Origin of the sequence: Nostocoides japonicum T1-X7 (genome assembly GCF_001046855.1) — a bacterium.
GTDB lineage: Bacteria > Actinomycetota > Actinomycetes > Actinomycetales > Dermatophilaceae > Nostocoides > Nostocoides japonicum.
This window is the reverse complement of the sequence record NZ_HF570958.1, coordinates 2,232,955-2,250,909: the sequence shown is the minus strand read 5'-3', so window position 1 is coordinate 2,250,909 and position 17,955 is coordinate 2,232,955. Positions and strand designations below refer to the sequence as shown.

Below are 17,955 nucleotides of genomic sequence, written 5' to 3'. Positions count from 1 at the left end.
GCGAGGGCCGTTCCGTGGGCGCCTGACCGGACGGGTGCCGCTGAGCGGGTAGCATAGGTCCGCGGTGGGACGACGTCGTGCCCCCGTATGCTGCCGCCTGCGTCCTCCGGAGATCGCCTTGCTCGTTCGCCCCACCCATCGCCGCTTCACGCCGGCGCGCCTTGCCCTCGTCGTCGCGGCCGGTCTACTCGCCGCGTCGACCGCGGCGTGCTCCGCCGTCTCGGATGCGGTGAGCGTCGGTGGCGGCAGTTCGTCGGGCGCCTCGGCGGGTTCGTCGTCCTCGAGCCCGACACCGCAGCCCGCCGAGCTGGTCATCACGCCGAAGGACGGCGCCGCGGGGGTGAAGCCCAGCTCGCTCGTCACGGTGTCGGCCCGGAGCGGAACGATCGAGAAGGTCTCGGTCCGGGACGCCAAGGGCCACGCCATCGACGGCGATCTCACCGACGGCGTGTGGAAGGCCACCCAGCGGACGAAGCCGGCGACGTCCTACACGGTCCAGGTGTCGGCGAAGGGGGTCGACGGCACCCCGTCGACCGAGCGCACGACCTTCAAGACGCTCACCCCGAAGACCGTCGCGACCTACTCCATGCCGTACACCGGGTCGACCGTCGGCGTCGGGATGCCCGCGACGATCCAGTTCGACTCGCAGGTGACGAGCAAGGCATACCGCGCCCAGGTCCAGAAGTCGATCTCCATCAAGACCTCACCCAAGACCGCCGGCTCGTGGGGCTGGCTCGACAACCGGCAGCTCATGTGGCGCCCCAAGAGCTACTGGAAGCCCGGGACGAAGGTCACCATCACGGCGGACCTCACCGGCGTCCAGACCGGCCCCAGCAAGTGGGTCGCCAACAACCTGACCGGTGGGTTCACGGTCGGCTCCTCGACGATCAGCTACGTCAACCTCGCGACCCACGAGATGCGGGTCACCCAGAACGGCCGGACCCTGCGGACCGTCCCCATCAGCGCCGGTCAGGACCGGATGCCGTACATCACCCGTTCCGGCACCAAGGTCATCATCGAGAAGCAGCCGAGCGTCATCATGGACTCGGCGACAAGCGGCGTCCCGAAGGGCTCTCCCGACTACTACCGCGAGAAGGTCGACTGGGACCTGCGGTTGACCTGGACGGGGGAGTACATCCACTCCGCCCCGTGGTCGGTCTACGCCCAGGGTCGTGCGAACGTGTCCCACGGCTGCGTCAACGTCGGGCCCTCCAACGCCATCTGGATGTACAACCTGTCCAAGCCCGGCGACGTCGTGAAGTTCACCGGGTCCAGCCGGCAGTTCCTCCCGACGGAGGGCATCGGCGTCTGGCAGTACTCCTACAGCCAGTGGAAGCAGCAGAGCGCCCTGGCCTGACGGGTCAGCCCCAGCCGAGGTCGTGGAGGGTGGCGTCGTCGATGCCGAAATGGTGGGCGATCTCGTGGACGACCGTCACGGCGATCTCGTCGATGAGCTCCTCGCGGTCCGCGCACATCCGGGACAGCGGACCCCGGTAGAGCGTGATGCGGTCGGGCAGGGAGCCCGCCGCCCAGCCGCTGTCGCGCTCGGTGAGCGGGGTGCCCTCGTAGAGCCCGAGGAGGTCCGCGTCCGGCTCGGCCGGCTCCTCCTCGACGAGGAAGACGACGTTGTCGAGCAGTCGCATGAGCTCCGGCGGCACCCCGTCGAGGGCGTCGCCGACGGCGTTCTCGAAGTCCTCCTCGCTCATCGAGACCATGCGACCAGCCTATGAAGCCGGTCGGCGCATACCGCGAAGGGGCCCGGGCGGACTCGCCCGGGGCCCCTTCGCGTCGGTATGCCGATCCTCCGGTGCCGGTAGGTGCCGGTAGGTGCCGGAGGGAGGACCCGTCAGTGGCCGTGGCCGCCCGTCGGCTCTGGCTCGGAGCCCTCCTCGACATGCATGCTGCCGGAGGCGGACTCGGGGTCCGCCTCGATCGAGTGGGACAGGGCCTGCGCCTCGATCGCCTCGTGCTGCTGCCCGTCGTGGTGGGCCGCAGCGAGCTCGCTCGGGGTGACCGGGTTGACGACGTCGCGGAAGTAGAAGTGCGACAGCCTCGCCCGGAGGCGGTCCTTGCGGGCGGCCGGGCGTGCCACGCCGTTCTCGTCGACGGCGGGCTCGAGCTCGATCGGCGCGACCGGCTCGTGCTGGACGAGGGTCCACTGCTCGTAGGGGTCGAGACCGCTGTGCCGCTCGAAGTACCCGCCCTGGGCGGTCCGGATGATGGTGCCGGACTCGCGACCGTGGAGCACCTTCTCGCGGTCGTGCCGCTGGAGGCTGAGGCAGATCCGCCGGGTGGCCCAGAAGGCGATGAGCGGGAGGATGAAGAGCCCGAACTGGAAGAAGTGCGTGATGTCGTTGATGGACATCCCGAACTTGATGGCGATGATGTCGTTGCCCGCGGCGAACATGAACACGCCGTAGGTCGTCAGCGCCCACATCCCGAGCGCCGTGCGCGTCGGAGCGTTGCGCGGGCGGTCGAGGAGGTGATGCTCACGCGTGTCCCCCGTGATCCACCGTTCGACGAACGGGTAGGCCATGGCGACGCCGTACATGACGGGAATGAGCAGGAGGGCGCCGAGGGCGATGTTGAGGCTCAGGGTGAACCCGAGGATGTCGAACTCGAACCAGTTGGGGGTGATGCGCAGCGCGCCGTCGGCGAAGCCCATGTACCAGTCCGGTTGGGAGCCGGCCGTCACGGGCGACGGGTCATAGGGCCCGTATGCCCAGATCGGGTTGATCTGGACGAGCGCCGCCATGAGGGCGATCGCGCCGAAGACGATGAAGAAGAACCCGCCGGCCTTCGCGGCATACACCGGCATGACGGGGTAGCCGACGACATTGTCGTTCGTCCGGCCCGGGCCGGGGAACTGGGTGTGCTTCTGGAGGGCCACGAGGACGATATGGGCCGTGAAGAGGCCGATGAGGATGGCCGGGATGAGCAGGACGTGGACGGAGTAGAGGCGGGGGATGATCGCCTCGCCCGGGAAGGGCCCGTCGAAGACGAAGTAGGCCAGGTAGGAGCCGATGATCGGAGCCGACTGCATGAACCCCTCGGCCGCCCGCAGGCCGGTGCCGGAGAGGAGGTCGTCGGGAAGGGAGTAGCCGGCGAAGCCCTCGACGATGGCCAGCATCGACAGGATGCAGCCGATGACCCAGTTGATCTCGCGCGGCTTGCGGAAGGCTCCGGTGAAGAAGACCCGGAACATGTGGGCGGACACCGCGACGATGAACATCAGCGCGGCCCAGTGGTGGATCTGGCGGATGATCAGGCCGCCGCGGATGTCGAAGGAGATGTGCACCGTCGAGGCGTACGCGTCGGACATCGTCACGCCCTGGAGCGGGGCATACGAGCCGTGGTAGACGACCTCGCCGGCGCTCGGGACGAACCAGAAGGTGAGGAAGACCCCGGACAGCAGGCAGACGATCATCGAGTACATCGCGATCTCGCCGAGCATGAAGGACCAGTGGTCGGGGAAGACCTTCTTCATCAGGTAGCCGACGCCACCCGCGGCGCCCGTGCGGTCGTCGACCCAGCCGGCGACGCCACCGAGCTTCTTGGATCCGGCGCTCGGTGGGGGTGAGGCGGGAACGTCGCCCGCGCGCAGGCCGTCGGCCGGGCGTGCTGCCGAAGTTGTCATGCGCTACCACGCTCCCAGAAGCTCGGGCCGACGGCCTCCCTGAAGGGCTGGGTCGCGATGAGGTAGCCCTCGTCGTCGACCGCGATCTTCAGCTGCGGCAGCGGCCGTTTCGCCGGGCCGAAGATGACCCGGCAGTCGTCGGTGACGTCGAACGTCGACTGGTGGCACGGGCAGAGCAGGTGGTGGGTGTTCTGCTCGTAGAGACCGACCGGGCATCCGACGTGGGTGCAGATCTTGGAGTAGGCGACGATCCCATCATGACCCCACGCGATCTCCTTGCGCGAGGTGATCGTGTCGGGAGGCAGTCGCATGAGGAGCACCGAGGCCTTGGCCTTGGCCTCCAGGACGCCGCTGTCCATGTCGAGGAGGCCCTCGGGCTGGACGTGGAACACGGAGCCGACCGTCACGTCCGAGACCTTGATGGCGGTGTTCTCGGGGTCGCGCATGAGGCGCAAGGGCTTGAAGTGCGGCTTCCCGTCGGGGCCGATCGGCCCGTTCCAGTAGGTGAGGGACAGGCCGTTCTTCGGCAGCGGGCCGAGCCCGCCGACCAGCTGGAGCCCGAGCGGGATGGCGAAGAGGCCGAGCGCCCCGCCGAGGGTGTACTTGATGAGGGGGCGACGGTTGATCTGGCTGCCCTCGGCGCCGTCGAGCATCGTGTCGACGACGCCCTGCCGCGCCGCATCGCTCGAGCGCATCGGGTGGCGCATCTCGACGATCTCCTCGTCGGGCATGAGCGTCTTGGCCCAGTGCACGGCGCCGAGCCCGATGCCGAGGAGCGAGAACGCGAGCGCCGTGCCGAGCACCGCGTTGGAGTAGTCCATGTCGCCGATGCCCGGGATGAAGACGTAGGCGTGCGCGTCGAGGGCGAAGTAGGCGACGACGAAGACGATGGTGCCGATGATCGACAGCGAGAAGAGCGCGGCGACCTGCTTCTCGGCGCGCTTCGCGCCCGCCTCGGACTGGTCCGACATGCGCTGCTGGTGCGGCTCCAGCCCGGGGTTCTCGAACCGGTCGGGGAGGCCGCCGTCGCCGATGACGTGACCCTCGTCCAGTCGCACCGCGGTCGCGCCGAACTCTCCGTCGGTCCGGGCGACCTCGCCGCCCGGGGTGTCGTGGTCGCTCATCGGGTCACCGGTCCTGTCGTGTCGAGAGAACGGATGGGCAGGCTCATGACGCTCCTCCCCGTCATGCCGACTTGTTGCCGAGCCAGACGGCGAAGCCGATGAGCAGGGCGAGGCCGAAGACCCAGGCGAACAGGCCCTCGCTCACCGGGCCCATGGAGCCCAGCTTGAGGCCGCCGGGGCTCGGCTCGGTGTGGATCGTCTTGATGTAGGCGATGATCTCGCGCTTGCTGTCCGGGCTGAGGTTCGTGTCGTTGAACACGGGCATCGCCTGGGATCCGGTGTTGAGGATCTCGTAGATGTGCTTGGGCGAGACGGTGGCCAGCGACGGGGCGTACTTGCCGCGGGTCAGGGCGCCGCCGGAGCCGGCGAAGTTGTGGCACATCGCGCAGTTGACGCGGAACAGCTCGCCGCCCTTGGCCGCGTCGGCGTTGCTGTAGTCGTAGTCGGCGGCGGCGGGGATCGCCGGTCCGGGGCCGAGCGAGGCGACGTATGCCGCGAGCTGGTCGATCTGGGTCTGCGTGAACTGCGCGCCCTTCACGCCCTGGGCGGCCTGGACACCCGGCGCCGCCATCGGCATCCGGCCCGTGCCGACCTGGAAGTCGACAGCCGCCGCACCGACGCCGGCGAGCGGAGGACCGGCGATCTGGTCGCCGGTGCCGGTCTTGGTGCCCTCGCCGTTGAGCCCGTGACAGGTCGCGCAGTTGGCCTGGAAGAGCTTCTTGCCCTGGGCGACCTGGTCGGCGTCGGCGGTCGCCGCCTGGGCGGGCTTCGGCGCGAACGCGGCATACGCGCACCCCGTCGCGACGAGCGCGACGAGGAGGAGCACGGTGAGGACGGCGGGGTGTCGGCGTCGTGCGGCGAGAGCGTTCACGCGGTCTGTCCTCACTTCAGCAGGTAGATGGTCGCGAACAGGGCGATCCAGACGACGTCGACGAAGTGCCAGTAGTACGACGTCACGACGGCACCGATCGCTTGGTTGTGACTGTAGTGCCGAGTGGTGAAGGTGCGTCCGATGATGAGCAGGAAGGCGATGAGGCCGCCCGTCACGTGCAGGCCGTGGAAGCCGGTGGCGAGGTAGAAGACCGACCCGTAGACGTCGGAGGAGAGCGTCACGCCCTCGGACACGAGGTGGGCGTACTCGGTGACCTGGCCCGCGATGAAGACCGCGCCGAAGATGTAGGTGACGACGTACCACTCCCGCATGCCCCAGTTCTTGATGTCCAGGAGGCTGCCGGTCCGCGCGGCCTGGCCGTGCTCCGCCTTCCAGACCCCGAGCTGGCACCAGACCGACGACACGACGAGGATGATCGTGTTGGCAGTCGCATACGGGACGTTGAGACCCGCCGTCCGCTCCGCCCACAGGTCCTGCCGGACGGCCCGGATCGTGAAGTACACGGCGAACAGGCCCGCGAAGAACATCAGCTCGCTGGACAGCCAGACGATGGTGCCCATCGCGACCATGTTCGGGCGGGTCGCCGGACCGTGCCCCGGGATGCTCGGGACGGGCCCGCGCGAGGCGGGTTGGGTCGATGCAGAGGTCGGCACGATCGTCATTATGTCGGTAATCGAGTCCGCGTGGGCGGCGACCCCCCGAGGGCCTTGCGGACGGCCCTCTCCGGAGCCGCCCGGGAGGGGCCCTGGGCCCGTCGCTCCAGGCTCTCACGGGACCGCCGCCGGCGCCTCTCGGCTCGCTCCTCGGGGCTCCCGGGGACCGCACCCCCGGGTGGGTAGGATCGCCCCCATGAGCTCCCCGACGACCGCGACCCCCGGCTCGGTCCGCCAGGTGTCCCTCCTGCTCTACAGCGACGACTACACGACGCGGGACGCCGTCCGGGTGGCCGTCGGCCGGCGCCCGGCCCGGGACGTCGAGGTCGTGAGCTGGCGGGAGTGCGCCACGCCGGAGGCGGTCGTCGAGGCCGTCGAGTCGACGCGGTTCGACGGGCTCATCCTCGACGGCGAGGCGGTGCCGGCCGGCGGCCTCGGGCTGTGCCGCCAGCTCAAGGAGGAGATCTACGAGTGCCCACCCGTCCTCGTGCTCACGGGACGGCCCCAGGACGGCTGGCTGGCCGCCTGGTCGCACGCCGACCACGTCGTGCCCCACCCCCTGGACCCCATCGCGCTCGCGGACGGGGTCGCCGGGCTCGTCCGCGGCGAGCTGCGCGCCTAGCGGCGCCCCCGCGGATGACTGCCGACATCCCGGCCGATCCCACCTGGCCGGACCTGCTCACCTCGCTGCTCGCCGGCGAGGACCTGCCCGCCGCCCATGTCCGCTGGGCGATGGACGAGGTCATGTCCGGCGAGGCCAACCCGATCTCGGTCGCCGCCTTCCTCGTCGCGCTGCGCGCCAAGGGCGAGACGGTGACCGAGCTGCGCGGCCTCGCCGACGTCATGCTCGAGCACGCCCACCGGATCACCGTGGAGGCTCCCGCCGTCGACATCGTCGGCACCGGCGGCGACCGCGCGCACACGGTGAACATCTCGACGATGGCGGCCGTCGTCGTCGCCGGGGCAGGGGTCACCGTCGTCAAGCACGGGAACCGGGCGGCCTCGTCGTCCTCCGGCGCGGCCGACGTCCTCGAGGCGCTCGGCGTCGACCTCGGCCTCGGCCCGGATCGGGTCGCCGAGCTGGCGCGGGAGGTCGGCATCACCTTCTGCTTCGCCCAGACCTTCCACCCCTCGTTCCGGCACGCCGCGCCCGCCCGGAGCGGACTCGGCATACCGACCGCCTTCAACGTCCTCGGGCCGTTGACGAACCCCGCGCAGCCGCCGTATGCCGCGATCGGCGTCGCGAACCCCCGGATGGCCCCGCTCATCGCCGGCGTCCTCGCCGACCGCGGCAGCCGGGCCGCGGTGTTCCGGGGCGAGGAGGGCCTCGACGAGCTGTCGATCGCCGGACCGTCCCGGCTGTGGTGGGTCGCCGACGGCGAGGTGTCCGAGCACCTCGTCGATCCGGGTGACGTCGGCCTGGGGGTCGCGCCGCTCTCCGCCCTGCGCGGGGCCGACGCCGCGTTCAACGCCGAGGTCGCCCGGCGCGTTCTGGCGGGCGAGCGGTCACCGGTACGCGACGCGGTGGTCTACAACGCCGGCGCCGCCCTGGCCGCCGTGTCCGGTGCGGCGGGCCACGCGACGGCCGACGTCGTCGCGGCGATCGGCGACGGTATGCGACGCGCCGAGGAATCGGTCGACTCCGGCACCGCCGCGGCGACCCTCGACCGCTGGGTGACCGCGTCCCACGCCTCCTGACGCGGCTCTCGGCCCCGGCCGACGCGCCGCGGCATGCCGGCCGACGCGCCGCGGCATGTGGGCTCAGTCGTCGGCGCCGAGGCTGAACGCGGCCTCGAGGTCGTGCTTGGAGAAGGTGCGGAACGCGATGTGCGTCGACGTCCCCGTCACCCCGGGGATCTTGTTGAGCGTGCCCGCGATGACGTCGTGGAACTCCACGTGCTCCCGGACCCGGACGATGGCGATGAGGTCGGCGTCGCCGGTCACCGAGTACACCTCCGTCACGCCCTCGACGTCGGCCGCGGCCTCGGCGACCTCGACGATCTTGTCTACCTCGGCGGTGATGAGGACGATGGCGGTGATCACGCGGCCAGCATAGTGAGGGCCCGGTGCCGGACCACTCAGGCCGTCGCGACGAAGCCGGCGACCTGGCGCCGCGCCGTGGCGAGCGGCTCGAGCTCGGCCCGAGCCGACCCGAGACCGCCGACCGGGCAGGTCCACTCGCCGTCGAGGTGGACGATGCGGACGCCCGGTGTCTCGAGCCACCGGAGCACCTTCTCGGTCTCCTCGGTGAGGCCCGCCGGGGCAGGGGCGCAGCCGGCCTCCACCTGCTCCGCGCTCGCCCGGAGCGCCTCGACGTAGGGCATCGGGTCGGCGCCGCGCGGAGCATGTGTGCTCGCGGCGAGGTGACCGTAGCGGACGCAGACGAGGTCCCAGCCGCCCCGGACCGACGGCCGGGCGGCGACGAGCTCGGGGCTGCGGGCGAGGGGCTCCATCCGCTGGGCCCGGTCGACGCCCCGGACGAGGTGGAGCACGCGGTCCCGCAGCGCTCCCGCGTCCTCGAACCGCTCCTGCTCGGCGAGGATGCGCATCCGGCGGGTCAGGGCCCGCATGACGCGGCGGCCGTCGCCGGCGAGGAGGGCGACGGCCTGGTCGACGATCGCGGCATACGACTCCACGCTCTGGGCCCCCGTGCACGGGGCGCCACACCGTCCCAGTTCGGCGAGGGCGCACGCGGGCGAGGGTCGCGTGACCGACAGTCGCGTCGCGCACTGCCGCAGGGGGAGCACCTCGTGGACCGCCGCGATCGCCTCCTCGGCGGCGGCCCGGGACCCGAACGGGCCGACATACCGCGCGCCGTCCGGTGCGACCGTCCTGACGACGGACAGCCGGGGGAAGGACTCGACGGTCAGCTTGACCCACTGCGCCCGCTCCGGCCGGGTCGAGCGCCGGTTGTAGCGCGGCTTGTGCTCGGCGATGAGCCGCAGCTCGCGGACCTCCGCCTCGAGGGTCGTCGCGCACACGACGGGCGTGACGCTCGCCGCGAGCCGGACCATCTCGCCCATCCGGCTGCGCTTCTCCGAGGCGGTGAAGTAGGAGCGCACCCGGGTGCGGATGTCGACCGAGGTGCCGACGTAGAGGACGTGGCCGCGGTCGTCCTTGAAGACGTAGACGCCCGGCGCGTGCGGGAGGTCGTCGGCGAGCCAGCGCTTGCGGCGGGTCGCCTGACTGACCCGGGCGCTGTATGCCATGAGCTCCTCGAGGCTGTGCACCCCGAGCGAGCCGACCCGCCCGATGAGGCCGTGCAGGACGTCGACGGTCGCCTGGGCGTCGTGGAGGGCGCGGTGGTCGGGCGTCGTCGTCGCGCCGAAGTGGGCGGCGAGACTGCTCAGCTTGTGGTTGGGCACCTCGTCGCGCCCGAGGAGCTGCCGGGCCAGGTGGACGGTGTCGAGGACCTGGTTGCCCGGCCAGGGCCGCCCCGCCTGCGCCGCCGCGGCCCGGAGGAAGGAGATGTCGAAGCCGGCGTTGTGCGCGACGAGGACGGCGTCGCCGGCGAAGTCGAGGAAGGCGCCGAGGGCGGCCTCGACCCGCGGCGCCTCGCGGACCATCGCGTCGGTGATGCCGGTGAGGACGCTGATGAACGCCGGGATCGGCTCGCCGGGATCGACGAGCGTCTGGAACTCGCCGAGCACCTCGCCGCCGCGGACCTTGACGGCACCGATCTCGGTGATCCCGCAGTCCTGCGGGCTGCCGCCGGTCGTCTCGAGGTCGACGACGACGAAGGTGACGGCATGCAGTGCCGTCCCCAGGTCGTCGAGCGTCCCCTGCACCATCGGCATGGGGCAGACGCTAGGTCCGTCCACCGACAGCGCCCCGCAGGCGCGCGGCGCTGCCCGCGGCCGGCGACCCCGATCGCCGGCGCGGTCGGGTTGGCGCTCCTACGGTGCCGGCTGCTGGCCCGGAGGTGGGGTGATCACCCCATCTACGGTTCGGTAGGTCGTTCGGTAGCTGGTGCGCTGCTGCCGGGCTGGGGCCGGAGATCGCTGAGCCGGCGCGGCCGGGTAGCGGTTGACGCAGCCGGGTAGCGGTTCGGTCGACGCGGCGGGGTGGTGGTGCGGGCTGGTCGCCGGTGCGTTCGGAGTCGGCGTCGGTCGGGGTGGTTGCCGTGCCGGCTAATGGACCGTAGGTGGGGTGATCACCCCACCTACGGTTCGGTAAGCCGTTCGGTAGCCGGGACGTTGCCGCCGGGGGCCGGGGCCGGGTCGGCGCACCTACGGTGCCGGCTGCTGGCCCGGAGGTGGGGTGATCACCTCACCTACGGTTCGGTAAGCCGTTCGCTAGCTGGTGCGCCGTCGCCGGGGCCGGGACTCGCCGAGCCGGCGCGGCCGGGTCGGCGCTCCTACGGTGCCGGCTACTGGCCCGGAGGTGGGGTGATCACCCCATCTACGGTTCGGTAGGTCGTTCGCTAGCTGGTGCGCCGCCGCCGGGGCCGAGAATCGCTGAGCCGGCGCGGCCGGGTTGGCGCTCCTACGGTGCCGGCTGCTGGCCCGGAGGTGGGGTGATCACCCCATCTACGGTTCGGTAGGTTGTTCGGTAGCTGGTGCGCCGCCGCCCGGGGCCGGGGATCGCTGAGCCGGCGCGGCTGGGTCGGCGCTCCTACGGTGCCGGCTGCTGGCCCGGAGGTGGGTGATCACCCCACGTACGGTTCGGTAGGTCGTTCGGTAGCTGGTGCGCCGTCGCCGGGGCCGGGGATCGCTGAGCCGGCGCGGCTGGGTCGGCGCTCCTACGGTGCCGGCTACTGGCCCGTAGGTGGGGTGATCATCCCACCTACGGTTCGGTAGGCCGTTCGGCAACTCAACGACGGGTCCGAGCCGGGATGGGTGCGCGTCGGCTGATGGTCGAGACGAGGCGGGCGGCGGGGTCATGAGCGCCAAGGCGGCCGCAGGGAGCTGTCGAGGATGCGGGGTCGTGGCGTTCGGCATCGGGGCTGTCGGTGGTCGTCTCTAACGTGGTCGTCGAACGGGTCGAGACCGACCAGACGTGAGGAGTGATTCCGGTGTTGCCCATCGTCATCGACCGCGAGACGTGCCCTGCGCATGGTGCCCGCTGCGGGGAGTGCATGGTGACCGCCGTCGCCGCGCTCGGCCCCCTGCCGGCCCGCACCCTGGACGGTGGTCCGCCATACGGCGAGAGCAGCCAGAACGAGTTGCATGAGCTCGCCCTCGACGCCGACGACCACCTCGTCGTCGACCGGTTCGTCCGGGCGGGGCTGTTGTCTCCGGGTGGGGCCTGGGAGGTCCGCGTCGTCGCGGAGGTCGACGCTCCCCGACGCGTTGGCTGACCGGGTAATCGGGTCGTCGGCGATTCGCCGTACGGCGAACCCGTGGCGCTTGCGTACGTGGCGCCGGCGCGGGTGACCTGCGGTGTGGTGACCCGGTGATGGGTGAGGCGGCTTGTGTGGCGTGGGATGGGTGTCCGTGGTCGAGCGTGACCTGGTCGCGTAGGTGCGCTGCGCGTGCGTGGCGCCAGCGCAGGCGACCCGTGGGCGTGGCCCCCGGTGCGGTGATCTGGTGGCGTGGGGTGAGGCGGCGCGTGTGGCGCGGGGTGGGCGTCCGTGGTCGAGGCTCGCGTGAGGTGCGTTTCCGTGATCGAGCGTGGACTGGTGGTGGGTGAGGTGGCTCGCACGGTGTGGCGCGGGGTGAGGCGGCTCGCGTGGGGTGGGTGTCCGTGGTCGAGCGTGACCTGGTCGCATAGGTGCGCTGCGCTGCGCAGGGCGTGGCGCCAGGCGTGAGCGACCCGCGGGTGCGGGGGCTGGCGGGACCCGTCAGACGGCTGGTGAGCGACCGGCGGTGGATCGATGGCGGTGATCCGTCAGTGCGGGACCGGCCGCGGCGATGAATCGGCCGAGACGGACGATTCCGGCGACCTACGATGTGCCGGTGCCTCGCCGGATCCGTGCTGCTCTCGTCGCCGGCGCGGCGGCCGTCGTCGTCGGTGGCGGTGCGCTGCTCGTGGCCGGCGGCGGCTCGGGAACGCCGGGATGGACCCCGGGCCCGCCGGCCGGTGCCTTCTCCGACTCCGCGCTCACCGACGCGGCACAGCGAGTGCTCGACGCCCGGTCCCGGGCCATCGACAATCATGACCGGGCCGCATTCGCCGCGACGCTCGCCGATCCCCACGGTGGCTACGGGACGGCACAGCTCGCCGACTACGACCGGATGACCCGGCTCCCGATCTCGGGCGCCGGGTCGGCGGTCACGTCGGTGCGCGATCGGGCGGACGGCACGTTCGTCGCTGCCGTCGACAGCTCCTACCTGCTGACCGACTACGACCGGGGACCGCACACCTATCCGACGGCCTTCGCGTTCGTCCGGCATGGCCATGGATGGCTGTTGACGGACCCGGGCGCCGACGACAACGCCACCGAGGCGCAGCCGTGGGACCTGCCGGGTATGCGGGTCGCGCGGTCCGCCACGACACTGGTCATCGGGAATGTCTCCGTCGACCGTCTCGAGGCCTATCGCCGTGCCGTCGACGACGCCGTCGCCCGTGTCGGCACGGTGTGGCACAGGGACTGGCCTCATCGGGTCGTCGTCGTCGCGCCGGCCACCGTCCGGGAGGCGCTCGCTCAGCTCGGCGGGTCCAGGGGGAACGGGCACGACCTCGACGACGTCGCCGCGGAGACCTCGGGCACGATCCCGTCCGGCGGTGTCGCGACGAGCGACCGTGTCGTCGTCAATCCGGCGGCGTTCGACGACCTCCGCGAGGAGGGGCGCGTCGCGGTCCTCGCCCACGAGACGACGCACGTCGCCGTCCGGTCCTCCCTCCCCGGACGAGTACCGCTGTGGCTCAGCGAGGGGTTCGCGGACTTCGTCGGCTACGGCAGCATCGACGTCTCCGAGCACGCCGTCGTCGAGCCACTCCGGAGAGAGGTCCGGGGTCATGGGCTGCCCCAGCGGCTGCCCGGGGACGCCGCGTTCACCGGGGACTCCGCCGCAGCGGCCTACAACGAGGGGTGGCTGGCCGTGCGGCTCATCGACCGGGAGGCCGGATCGACCGGGCTGACGCGGTTCTACGAGACGGCTGCAACGTCCGGTGGCGCTTCCGACGTGCGGCGGTCGACGACCAGGGCGTTCGCGACCGTGCTGCACACGAGTGAGAGTGACTTCACGCGACGGTGGGTCGCCGAGGTCGCGCAGGCGACGTCCTGAGACCGCGTGGACGGGGTGGACGAGGCTCGCCCGGCCATGGGCTGAACCCGGGGATGCGGATGTCGGGTGGATGTCTGTCCTGGATCGGGTGGGATGTCTTCAGGTGGCGGGGTGCCGGATGCGGACGGCAGGTGTGGGAGCGGGCGACGCACCGGGCGCGTCAGGCCGCGGTGGGTCGCCGGCGTGACCGGGGTCGCCCGTGCGACGTCCCGAGGTCGTCGCCGCGCACGTCGGTCGTACCGGGGGCGAGAGCGTCACCGGCGGCGAGGGACAGGGCCACGAGGGCGGCGGACAGCCAGAACTGGTTGTAGAACGCCTGCTTGTTGACGAGGTTGGCGACGAGGAGGACGAGGGCCAGCCACCGCAGCAGCTCCTCGAGCGGAGGCTGGCGACGCGACACGGCGAGCAGGGCGACGGCGAGCGTGCCGAGGACGACGATGCCGGTCACCCAGAACGGCAGCGTCACGCCGTACCGGTTGAGGAAGAGCAGGTACCACGTGTTGGCGAACCGGATCGGGTGGAAGCCGACGAGGAGGGTCACCGTGTCGTGGACGAAGTCGGCGGGCCCGGCGAGGAACCACGGCAGGATGAGCACGCCCGCAAGCGCTCCCGTCGCCAGGGTCCGCCGCACCCCGAACGGTCTCCAGAGGAGCAGGAGCGGCAGCAGCAGCGCGAGGTGCTGCTTGCTCGCACAGGCGAGGGCGAGGGGGACGACGGCCCACCAGGCCCGCCCCCGCGACACGAGGGCCGCCCACCACGCGAGCCCGCAGAACAGCAGCGGCTCGGTCCAGGCCTGGTCCACCTGGGTCAGCGTGCCGGGGGCCAGGCAGAGGAGAGCGATGGCGTATGCCGCGCCGTCGCGTCCGCGGCCGAGGCGCCACACGCCCGCGACGCCGACGAGCATCCAGACGAGGAGCATCCAGCGGACGTCGCCGGCGAGCCAGCGCCCGGGGGCGAGCAGGACGGAGGTCCACGGCAGGTAGGTGAAGGCGTCCTTGATGCCGGGGGAGTCCACCCACGTCATCGCATACATGTTCTCGCCGCGGAGGATGCCGTCGGCCGACTGCTGGAGGGTGACCCAGACGTCGATCCGCGGAGCCGGGTCGGCGATGACCGCGATGGCCGTGGTCGCCGCATACGCGAGAGCCGCGACGAGGGCGACGGCGGGCGTCGCATACGGCCGGAGCCGGGGCCGGAGCGCGACGAGGAGCGCGCACGCGAGGGCCCCGACGACGAGGGTGCCGACCGCGGCCACGAGCGCGGCGCCCCGGACGTAGCTGAACAACGGGACGGCGGGGACGATGACGGCCGAGCCGACGAGGGCGAGGACGACGGCCCACCGGTCGAGCCGCACGACCGTCCGCCGGGCCAGCCAGAGCGCGAGGGCGAGGCACGCGAGGGTGAGGGAGAGGACGATCGGCACCCGGAACCGGACGACGCTCCACTGGAGCATGCCGAAGGACAGGAGCCACAGGACGACGAGGACGTATGCCGCGCCGCGCCGTCCGTCGCGCGCCTGTACCTGTGGGGTCACGACGGGGACAGTAGCCGAGGAGCCGGCCGCCTCTCGTCAGCGGCTGTAGAGCGCCTCCACCTCGTCGGCGAAGTCGCGCATGATGACGTTGCGCTTGAGCTTGAGGGACGGGGTGAGGTGGCCGCCCTCCTCGGTGAAGTCGGTGTCGAGGACCTGGAACTTGCGGATCGACTCGGCCTTGCTCACGGCCTTGTTCGCGTCGTCGACGGCGTGCTGGAGCTCGGCGAGGACGCGCTCGTCGGTCCGGGCCTTGTCGATGGACAGGCCGGACAGGCCGTTGTTGTGGGCCCAGCCGGGCAGCATCTCCTCGTCGAGGGTGATGAGGGCGGCGATGAAGGGCTTCTGGTCGCCGACGACGATGCACTGGGACACGAGCGGGTGGGCGCGCAGCCGGTCCTCGAGGACGGCCGGCGCGACGTTCTTGCCGCCGGCGGTGACGAGGAGCTCCTTCTTGCGACCCGTGATGCGCAGGAAGCCGTCGCCGTCGAGGTCGCCGATGTCGCCGGTGTGGAACCAGCCGCCCCGGAGGGCCTCCTGCGTCGCCTCGGGGTTGTCGTGGTACTCGGCGAAGACGTTGATGCCCTTGATGAGGATCTCGCCGTCGTCGTCGATCCCGATCGTCACGCCGGGAAGGGGCACGCCGACCGTGCCGATCTTCATCCGGTCCGGCAGGTTCACCGTCGCCGGGGCCGTCGTCTCGGTGAGGCCGTAGCCCTCGAGGATCGTCACGCCGATGCCGCGGAAGAAATGGCCGAGCCGGGTCCCGAGGGGTGCCCCACCGGACACGGCATACTGCACGCGACCGCCCATCGCGGAGCGCAGCTTGCCGTAGACGAGGACGTCGAAGAGCTTGTGCCGGGCCCTCAGGCCGAACCGGGTGCGGCCCTCGTCGAGGGACTCCGACCAGGCGATGGCCGTCTCGGTCGCCTTCGTGAAGACCTTCCCGCGGCCGTCGCTCGTCGCCTTGGCCTCGGCGGAGTTGAAGACCTTCTCGAAGACGCGGGGGACGGCGAGGATGAAGGAGGGCTTGAACGCCGCGAAGTCCTCCAGGAGCGACCGGATGTCGGACGAGTGGCCCATCGGCACGCGGGCCTCGAGGCAGAGCACCTCGATGAACCGGGCGAAGACGTGGGCGAGCGGGAGGAACAGGAGGGTCGAGGCGCCCTCGGCATGGACGACCTCGGACAGCTTCTCCGCGGCATTCTCCGCCAGGTCGAGGAAGTTGCCGTGGGTGAGCGTCACGCCCTTGGGCCGGCCCGTCGTGCCGGAGGTGTAGATGAGGGTCGCCGGACTCGACCGGTCCAGGCCCGCCCGTGCCTCCGCGAGCGCGGACTCGGGGACGTCCCGGCCGTGCTCGGTGAGGTGGCCGATCGCGCCCTTGTCGATGACCCACACGTCGCGGAACGCAGGGAGCCGGTCGCGGACCTCCTCGACGGCCGCGAGATGCGCAGCCGTCTCGACGACCGCCGCGACCGCGCCGGAGTCCGAGAGGATCCACTCGACCTGCTCGGCCGACGACGTCTCGTAGATCGCGACGGGGAGGGCTCCGACGGCCCACAGCGCACAGTCGACGAGGGTCCATTCATATCGGGTGCGGCACATGATGCCGACCGCGTCGCCCTGTCCGACGCCGGCGTGGATGAGGCCCTTCGCGAGCCCGGCCACGTCGTCGCGGAACTGGCCGGCCGTCACGTCGGCCCAACCGGTGCCCTGACGCCGTGAGAAGGCCACCCGATGGGCGTCCAGCTCGGCGTTGCGGAACGCGATGTCCCCGAGCGTGCCGTCCGTCCGCGACGGGACGACGGGTGCGGTGGTCGACTCCTCCACGATGTCTCCTTCGCGTGGCTGCTGAACCGCGCTCGGCGCCGCTCTCGTTGCGACCAAACCCTACTGCCCGGTCGGGTCCGCGATGCCCGACGCCCCGGGACGGGTACCCTTCCCGCCATGGCCGATCGCACCGAGTCCAGCATCGACATCGCCGCGGCGCCCGGATCCGTCCTCGACGTGATCGCCGACTTCGAGGCATACCCCCAGTGGGCCGCGGAGATGAAGCGAGCCACGATCCTCAGCGAGGACGGCGACGGCTGGGCCGACGAGGTGGAGTTCCAGCTCGATGCGGGCGTCATCAAGGACACCTACACCCTCCGATACGACTGGGACGTCGACGAGGACGGCACGGGCGTCGTCTCCTGGCACCTCGTCCAGGCCTCGATGCTCAAGGCCCTCGACGGCTCCTACGCCCTCGTCGCGGCGGGCGGCGGCACGAGGGTGACCTACAAGCTCCTCGTCGACGTCAAGGTGCCCATGCTCGGGATGCTGAAGCGCAAGGCGGAGAAGGCCATCGTCGACACCGCGCTCAAGGAGCTGAAGAAGCGCGTCGAGGGCTGACCTGGGCGCCCATGCGGATCATTCTCTTCACCGGCAAGGGCGGGGTCGGCAAGACGACGACGGCTGCCTCGCATGCCGTGTCCGCCGCCGCGGCCGGCGTCAAGACGCTCGTGCTGTCCACCGACGCGGCGCACTCCCTCGGTGACGCCCTCGACGTCCGCCTGCCCGCCGGAGAGGTCGTCGAGGTCGCCCCGGGACTCGAGGCGAGCCAGGTCAGTGCACGGACGACGCTCGAGCCGTCGTGGCGGACCGTCCAGGACTACCTGCTCGGCGTGCTCGACGCTCTCGGCCTCGACCCCGTCCTCGCCGACGAGCTGACGTCCCTCCCCGGCGCCGACGAGCTCGCCGCGCTCGGCGCCCTCCGCGAGCACGTCTCGGCCGGCCGGCACGATCTCGTCGTCGTCGACTGCGCACCGACCGCCGAGACCCTGCGACTCCTCGCGCTGCCGGAGATCCTCGCCTGGCACCTCCAGCGGCTGCTGCCCCTCCAGCGCGGCATGCTGACCGCGCTCCGGCCCGCCGCGGCGGCCGCCGTCGGGGTGCCCCTGCCGCCGCCGG

The 17,955-nt window shown here is 71.6% G+C and carries 16 protein-coding genes; 7 read left to right on the top strand and 9 right to left on the bottom strand.

Going from position 1 to position 17,955, the window contains the following annotated elements:
* Positions 1-118 precede the first annotated feature (118 nt).
* The gene (locus BN12_RS10025) at positions 119-1,357 is read left to right on the top strand and encodes a L,D-transpeptidase (protein ID WP_048552119.1); all 1,239 of its coding nucleotides are present in this window, start codon (positions 119-121) and stop codon (positions 1,355-1,357) included.
* A gap of 4 nt (positions 1,358-1,361) precedes the next feature.
* On the opposite strand, the gene BN12_RS10020 is transcribed toward BN12_RS10025, so the two are convergent.
* The 5 genes from BN12_RS10020 to ctaE form a co-directional block, all read right to left on the bottom strand.
* A complete protein-coding gene (locus tag BN12_RS10020; RefSeq protein ID WP_048552118.1) occupies positions 1,362-1,715 on the bottom strand; it encodes a metallopeptidase family protein in 354 nt (117 codons plus the stop codon).
* Positions 1,716-1,846: 131 nt separating this feature from the next.
* A complete protein-coding gene (gene qcrB, locus BN12_RS10015) occupies positions 1,847-3,637 on the bottom strand; it encodes a cytochrome bc1 complex cytochrome b subunit (RefSeq protein WP_048552116.1) in 1,791 nt (596 codons plus the stop codon).
* Positions 3,634-4,761, bottom strand: a complete 1,128-nt coding sequence (qcrA, locus tag BN12_RS10010; RefSeq protein ID WP_048552114.1) for a cytochrome bc1 complex Rieske iron-sulfur subunit — start codon at positions 4,759-4,761, stop codon at positions 3,634-3,636. The genes qcrB and qcrA overlap by 4 nt, the downstream gene beginning before the upstream one ends.
* A gap of 61 nt (positions 4,762-4,822) precedes the next feature.
* Positions 4,823-5,632 (bottom strand): cytochrome bc1 complex diheme cytochrome c subunit, encoded by an 810-nt coding sequence (gene qcrC, locus BN12_RS10005; protein ID WP_048552112.1) that lies wholly within the window; start codon positions 5,630-5,632, stop codon positions 4,823-4,825.
* 11 nt (positions 5,633-5,643) lie between these two features.
* A complete protein-coding gene (gene ctaE, locus BN12_RS10000; RefSeq protein WP_083454547.1) occupies positions 5,644-6,315 on the bottom strand; it encodes an aa3-type cytochrome oxidase subunit III in 672 nt (223 codons plus the stop codon).
* Positions 6,316-6,502: 187 nt separating this feature from the next.
* On the opposite strand from ctaE, the gene BN12_RS09995 reads away from it, so the two are divergent.
* Together BN12_RS09995 and trpD are read left to right on the top strand one after the other, a co-directional pair.
* A complete protein-coding gene (locus BN12_RS09995; RefSeq protein ID WP_048552110.1) occupies positions 6,503-6,928 on the top strand; it encodes a response regulator in 426 nt (141 codons plus the stop codon).
* Between the two features lie 14 nt (positions 6,929-6,942).
* Positions 6,943-8,004, top strand: a complete 1,062-nt coding sequence (gene trpD / locus BN12_RS09990; protein WP_048552108.1) for an anthranilate phosphoribosyltransferase — start codon at positions 6,943-6,945, stop codon at positions 8,002-8,004.
* Between the two features lie 63 nt (positions 8,005-8,067).
* On the opposite strand, the gene BN12_RS09985 is transcribed toward trpD, so the two are convergent.
* Both BN12_RS09985 and BN12_RS09980 read right to left on the bottom strand, forming a co-directional pair.
* Positions 8,068-8,349 carry an Lrp/AsnC family transcriptional regulator gene (locus BN12_RS09985; protein ID WP_048552106.1) on the bottom strand — a complete coding sequence of 94 codons (282 nt, stop codon included), beginning with the start codon at positions 8,347-8,349 and terminating at the stop codon, positions 8,068-8,070.
* Between the two features lie 35 nt (positions 8,350-8,384).
* Positions 8,385-10,103 carry a DEDD exonuclease domain-containing protein gene (locus BN12_RS09980; RefSeq protein ID WP_048552105.1) on the bottom strand — a complete coding sequence of 573 codons (1,719 nt, stop codon included), beginning with the start codon at positions 10,101-10,103 and terminating at the stop codon, positions 8,385-8,387.
* Between the two features lie 1,217 nt (positions 10,104-11,320).
* On the opposite strand from BN12_RS09980, the gene BN12_RS09975 reads away from it, so the two are divergent.
* Positions 11,321-11,605, top strand: coding sequence for a hypothetical protein (locus BN12_RS09975; RefSeq protein ID WP_048552103.1), 285 nt, complete (start codon positions 11,321-11,323; stop codon positions 11,603-11,605).
* A 598-nt stretch (positions 11,606-12,203) separates the two neighbouring features.
* Positions 12,204-13,475: a hypothetical protein gene (locus tag BN12_RS09970; RefSeq protein WP_157635436.1), complete on the top strand. Its 1,272-nt coding sequence runs from the start codon at positions 12,204-12,206 to the stop codon at positions 13,473-13,475.
* A 160-nt stretch (positions 13,476-13,635) separates the two neighbouring features.
* Here the strand turns inward: BN12_RS09970 and BN12_RS09965 are convergent, their stop codons facing one another.
* Both BN12_RS09965 and BN12_RS09960 read right to left on the bottom strand, forming a co-directional pair.
* Positions 13,636-15,009 (bottom strand): hypothetical protein, encoded by a 1,374-nt coding sequence (locus tag BN12_RS09965; RefSeq protein ID WP_157635435.1) that lies wholly within the window; start codon positions 15,007-15,009, stop codon positions 13,636-13,638.
* A 36-nt stretch (positions 15,010-15,045) separates the two neighbouring features.
* Positions 15,046-16,836 carry an AMP-dependent synthetase/ligase gene (locus tag BN12_RS09960; protein WP_053079998.1) on the bottom strand — a complete coding sequence of 597 codons (1,791 nt, stop codon included), beginning with the start codon at positions 16,834-16,836 and terminating at the stop codon, positions 15,046-15,048.
* A gap of 117 nt (positions 16,837-16,953) precedes the next feature.
* On the opposite strand from BN12_RS09960, the gene BN12_RS09955 reads away from it, so the two are divergent.
* The gene (locus BN12_RS09955; RefSeq protein WP_048552099.1) at positions 16,954-17,397 is read left to right on the top strand and encodes an SRPBCC family protein; all 444 of its coding nucleotides are present in this window, start codon (positions 16,954-16,956) and stop codon (positions 17,395-17,397) included.
* Positions 17,398-17,408: 11 nt separating this feature from the next.
* Positions 17,409-17,955: ArsA family ATPase (locus tag BN12_RS09950; RefSeq protein ID WP_157635697.1), on the top strand; the 547-nt coding region annotated here is incomplete at its 3' end.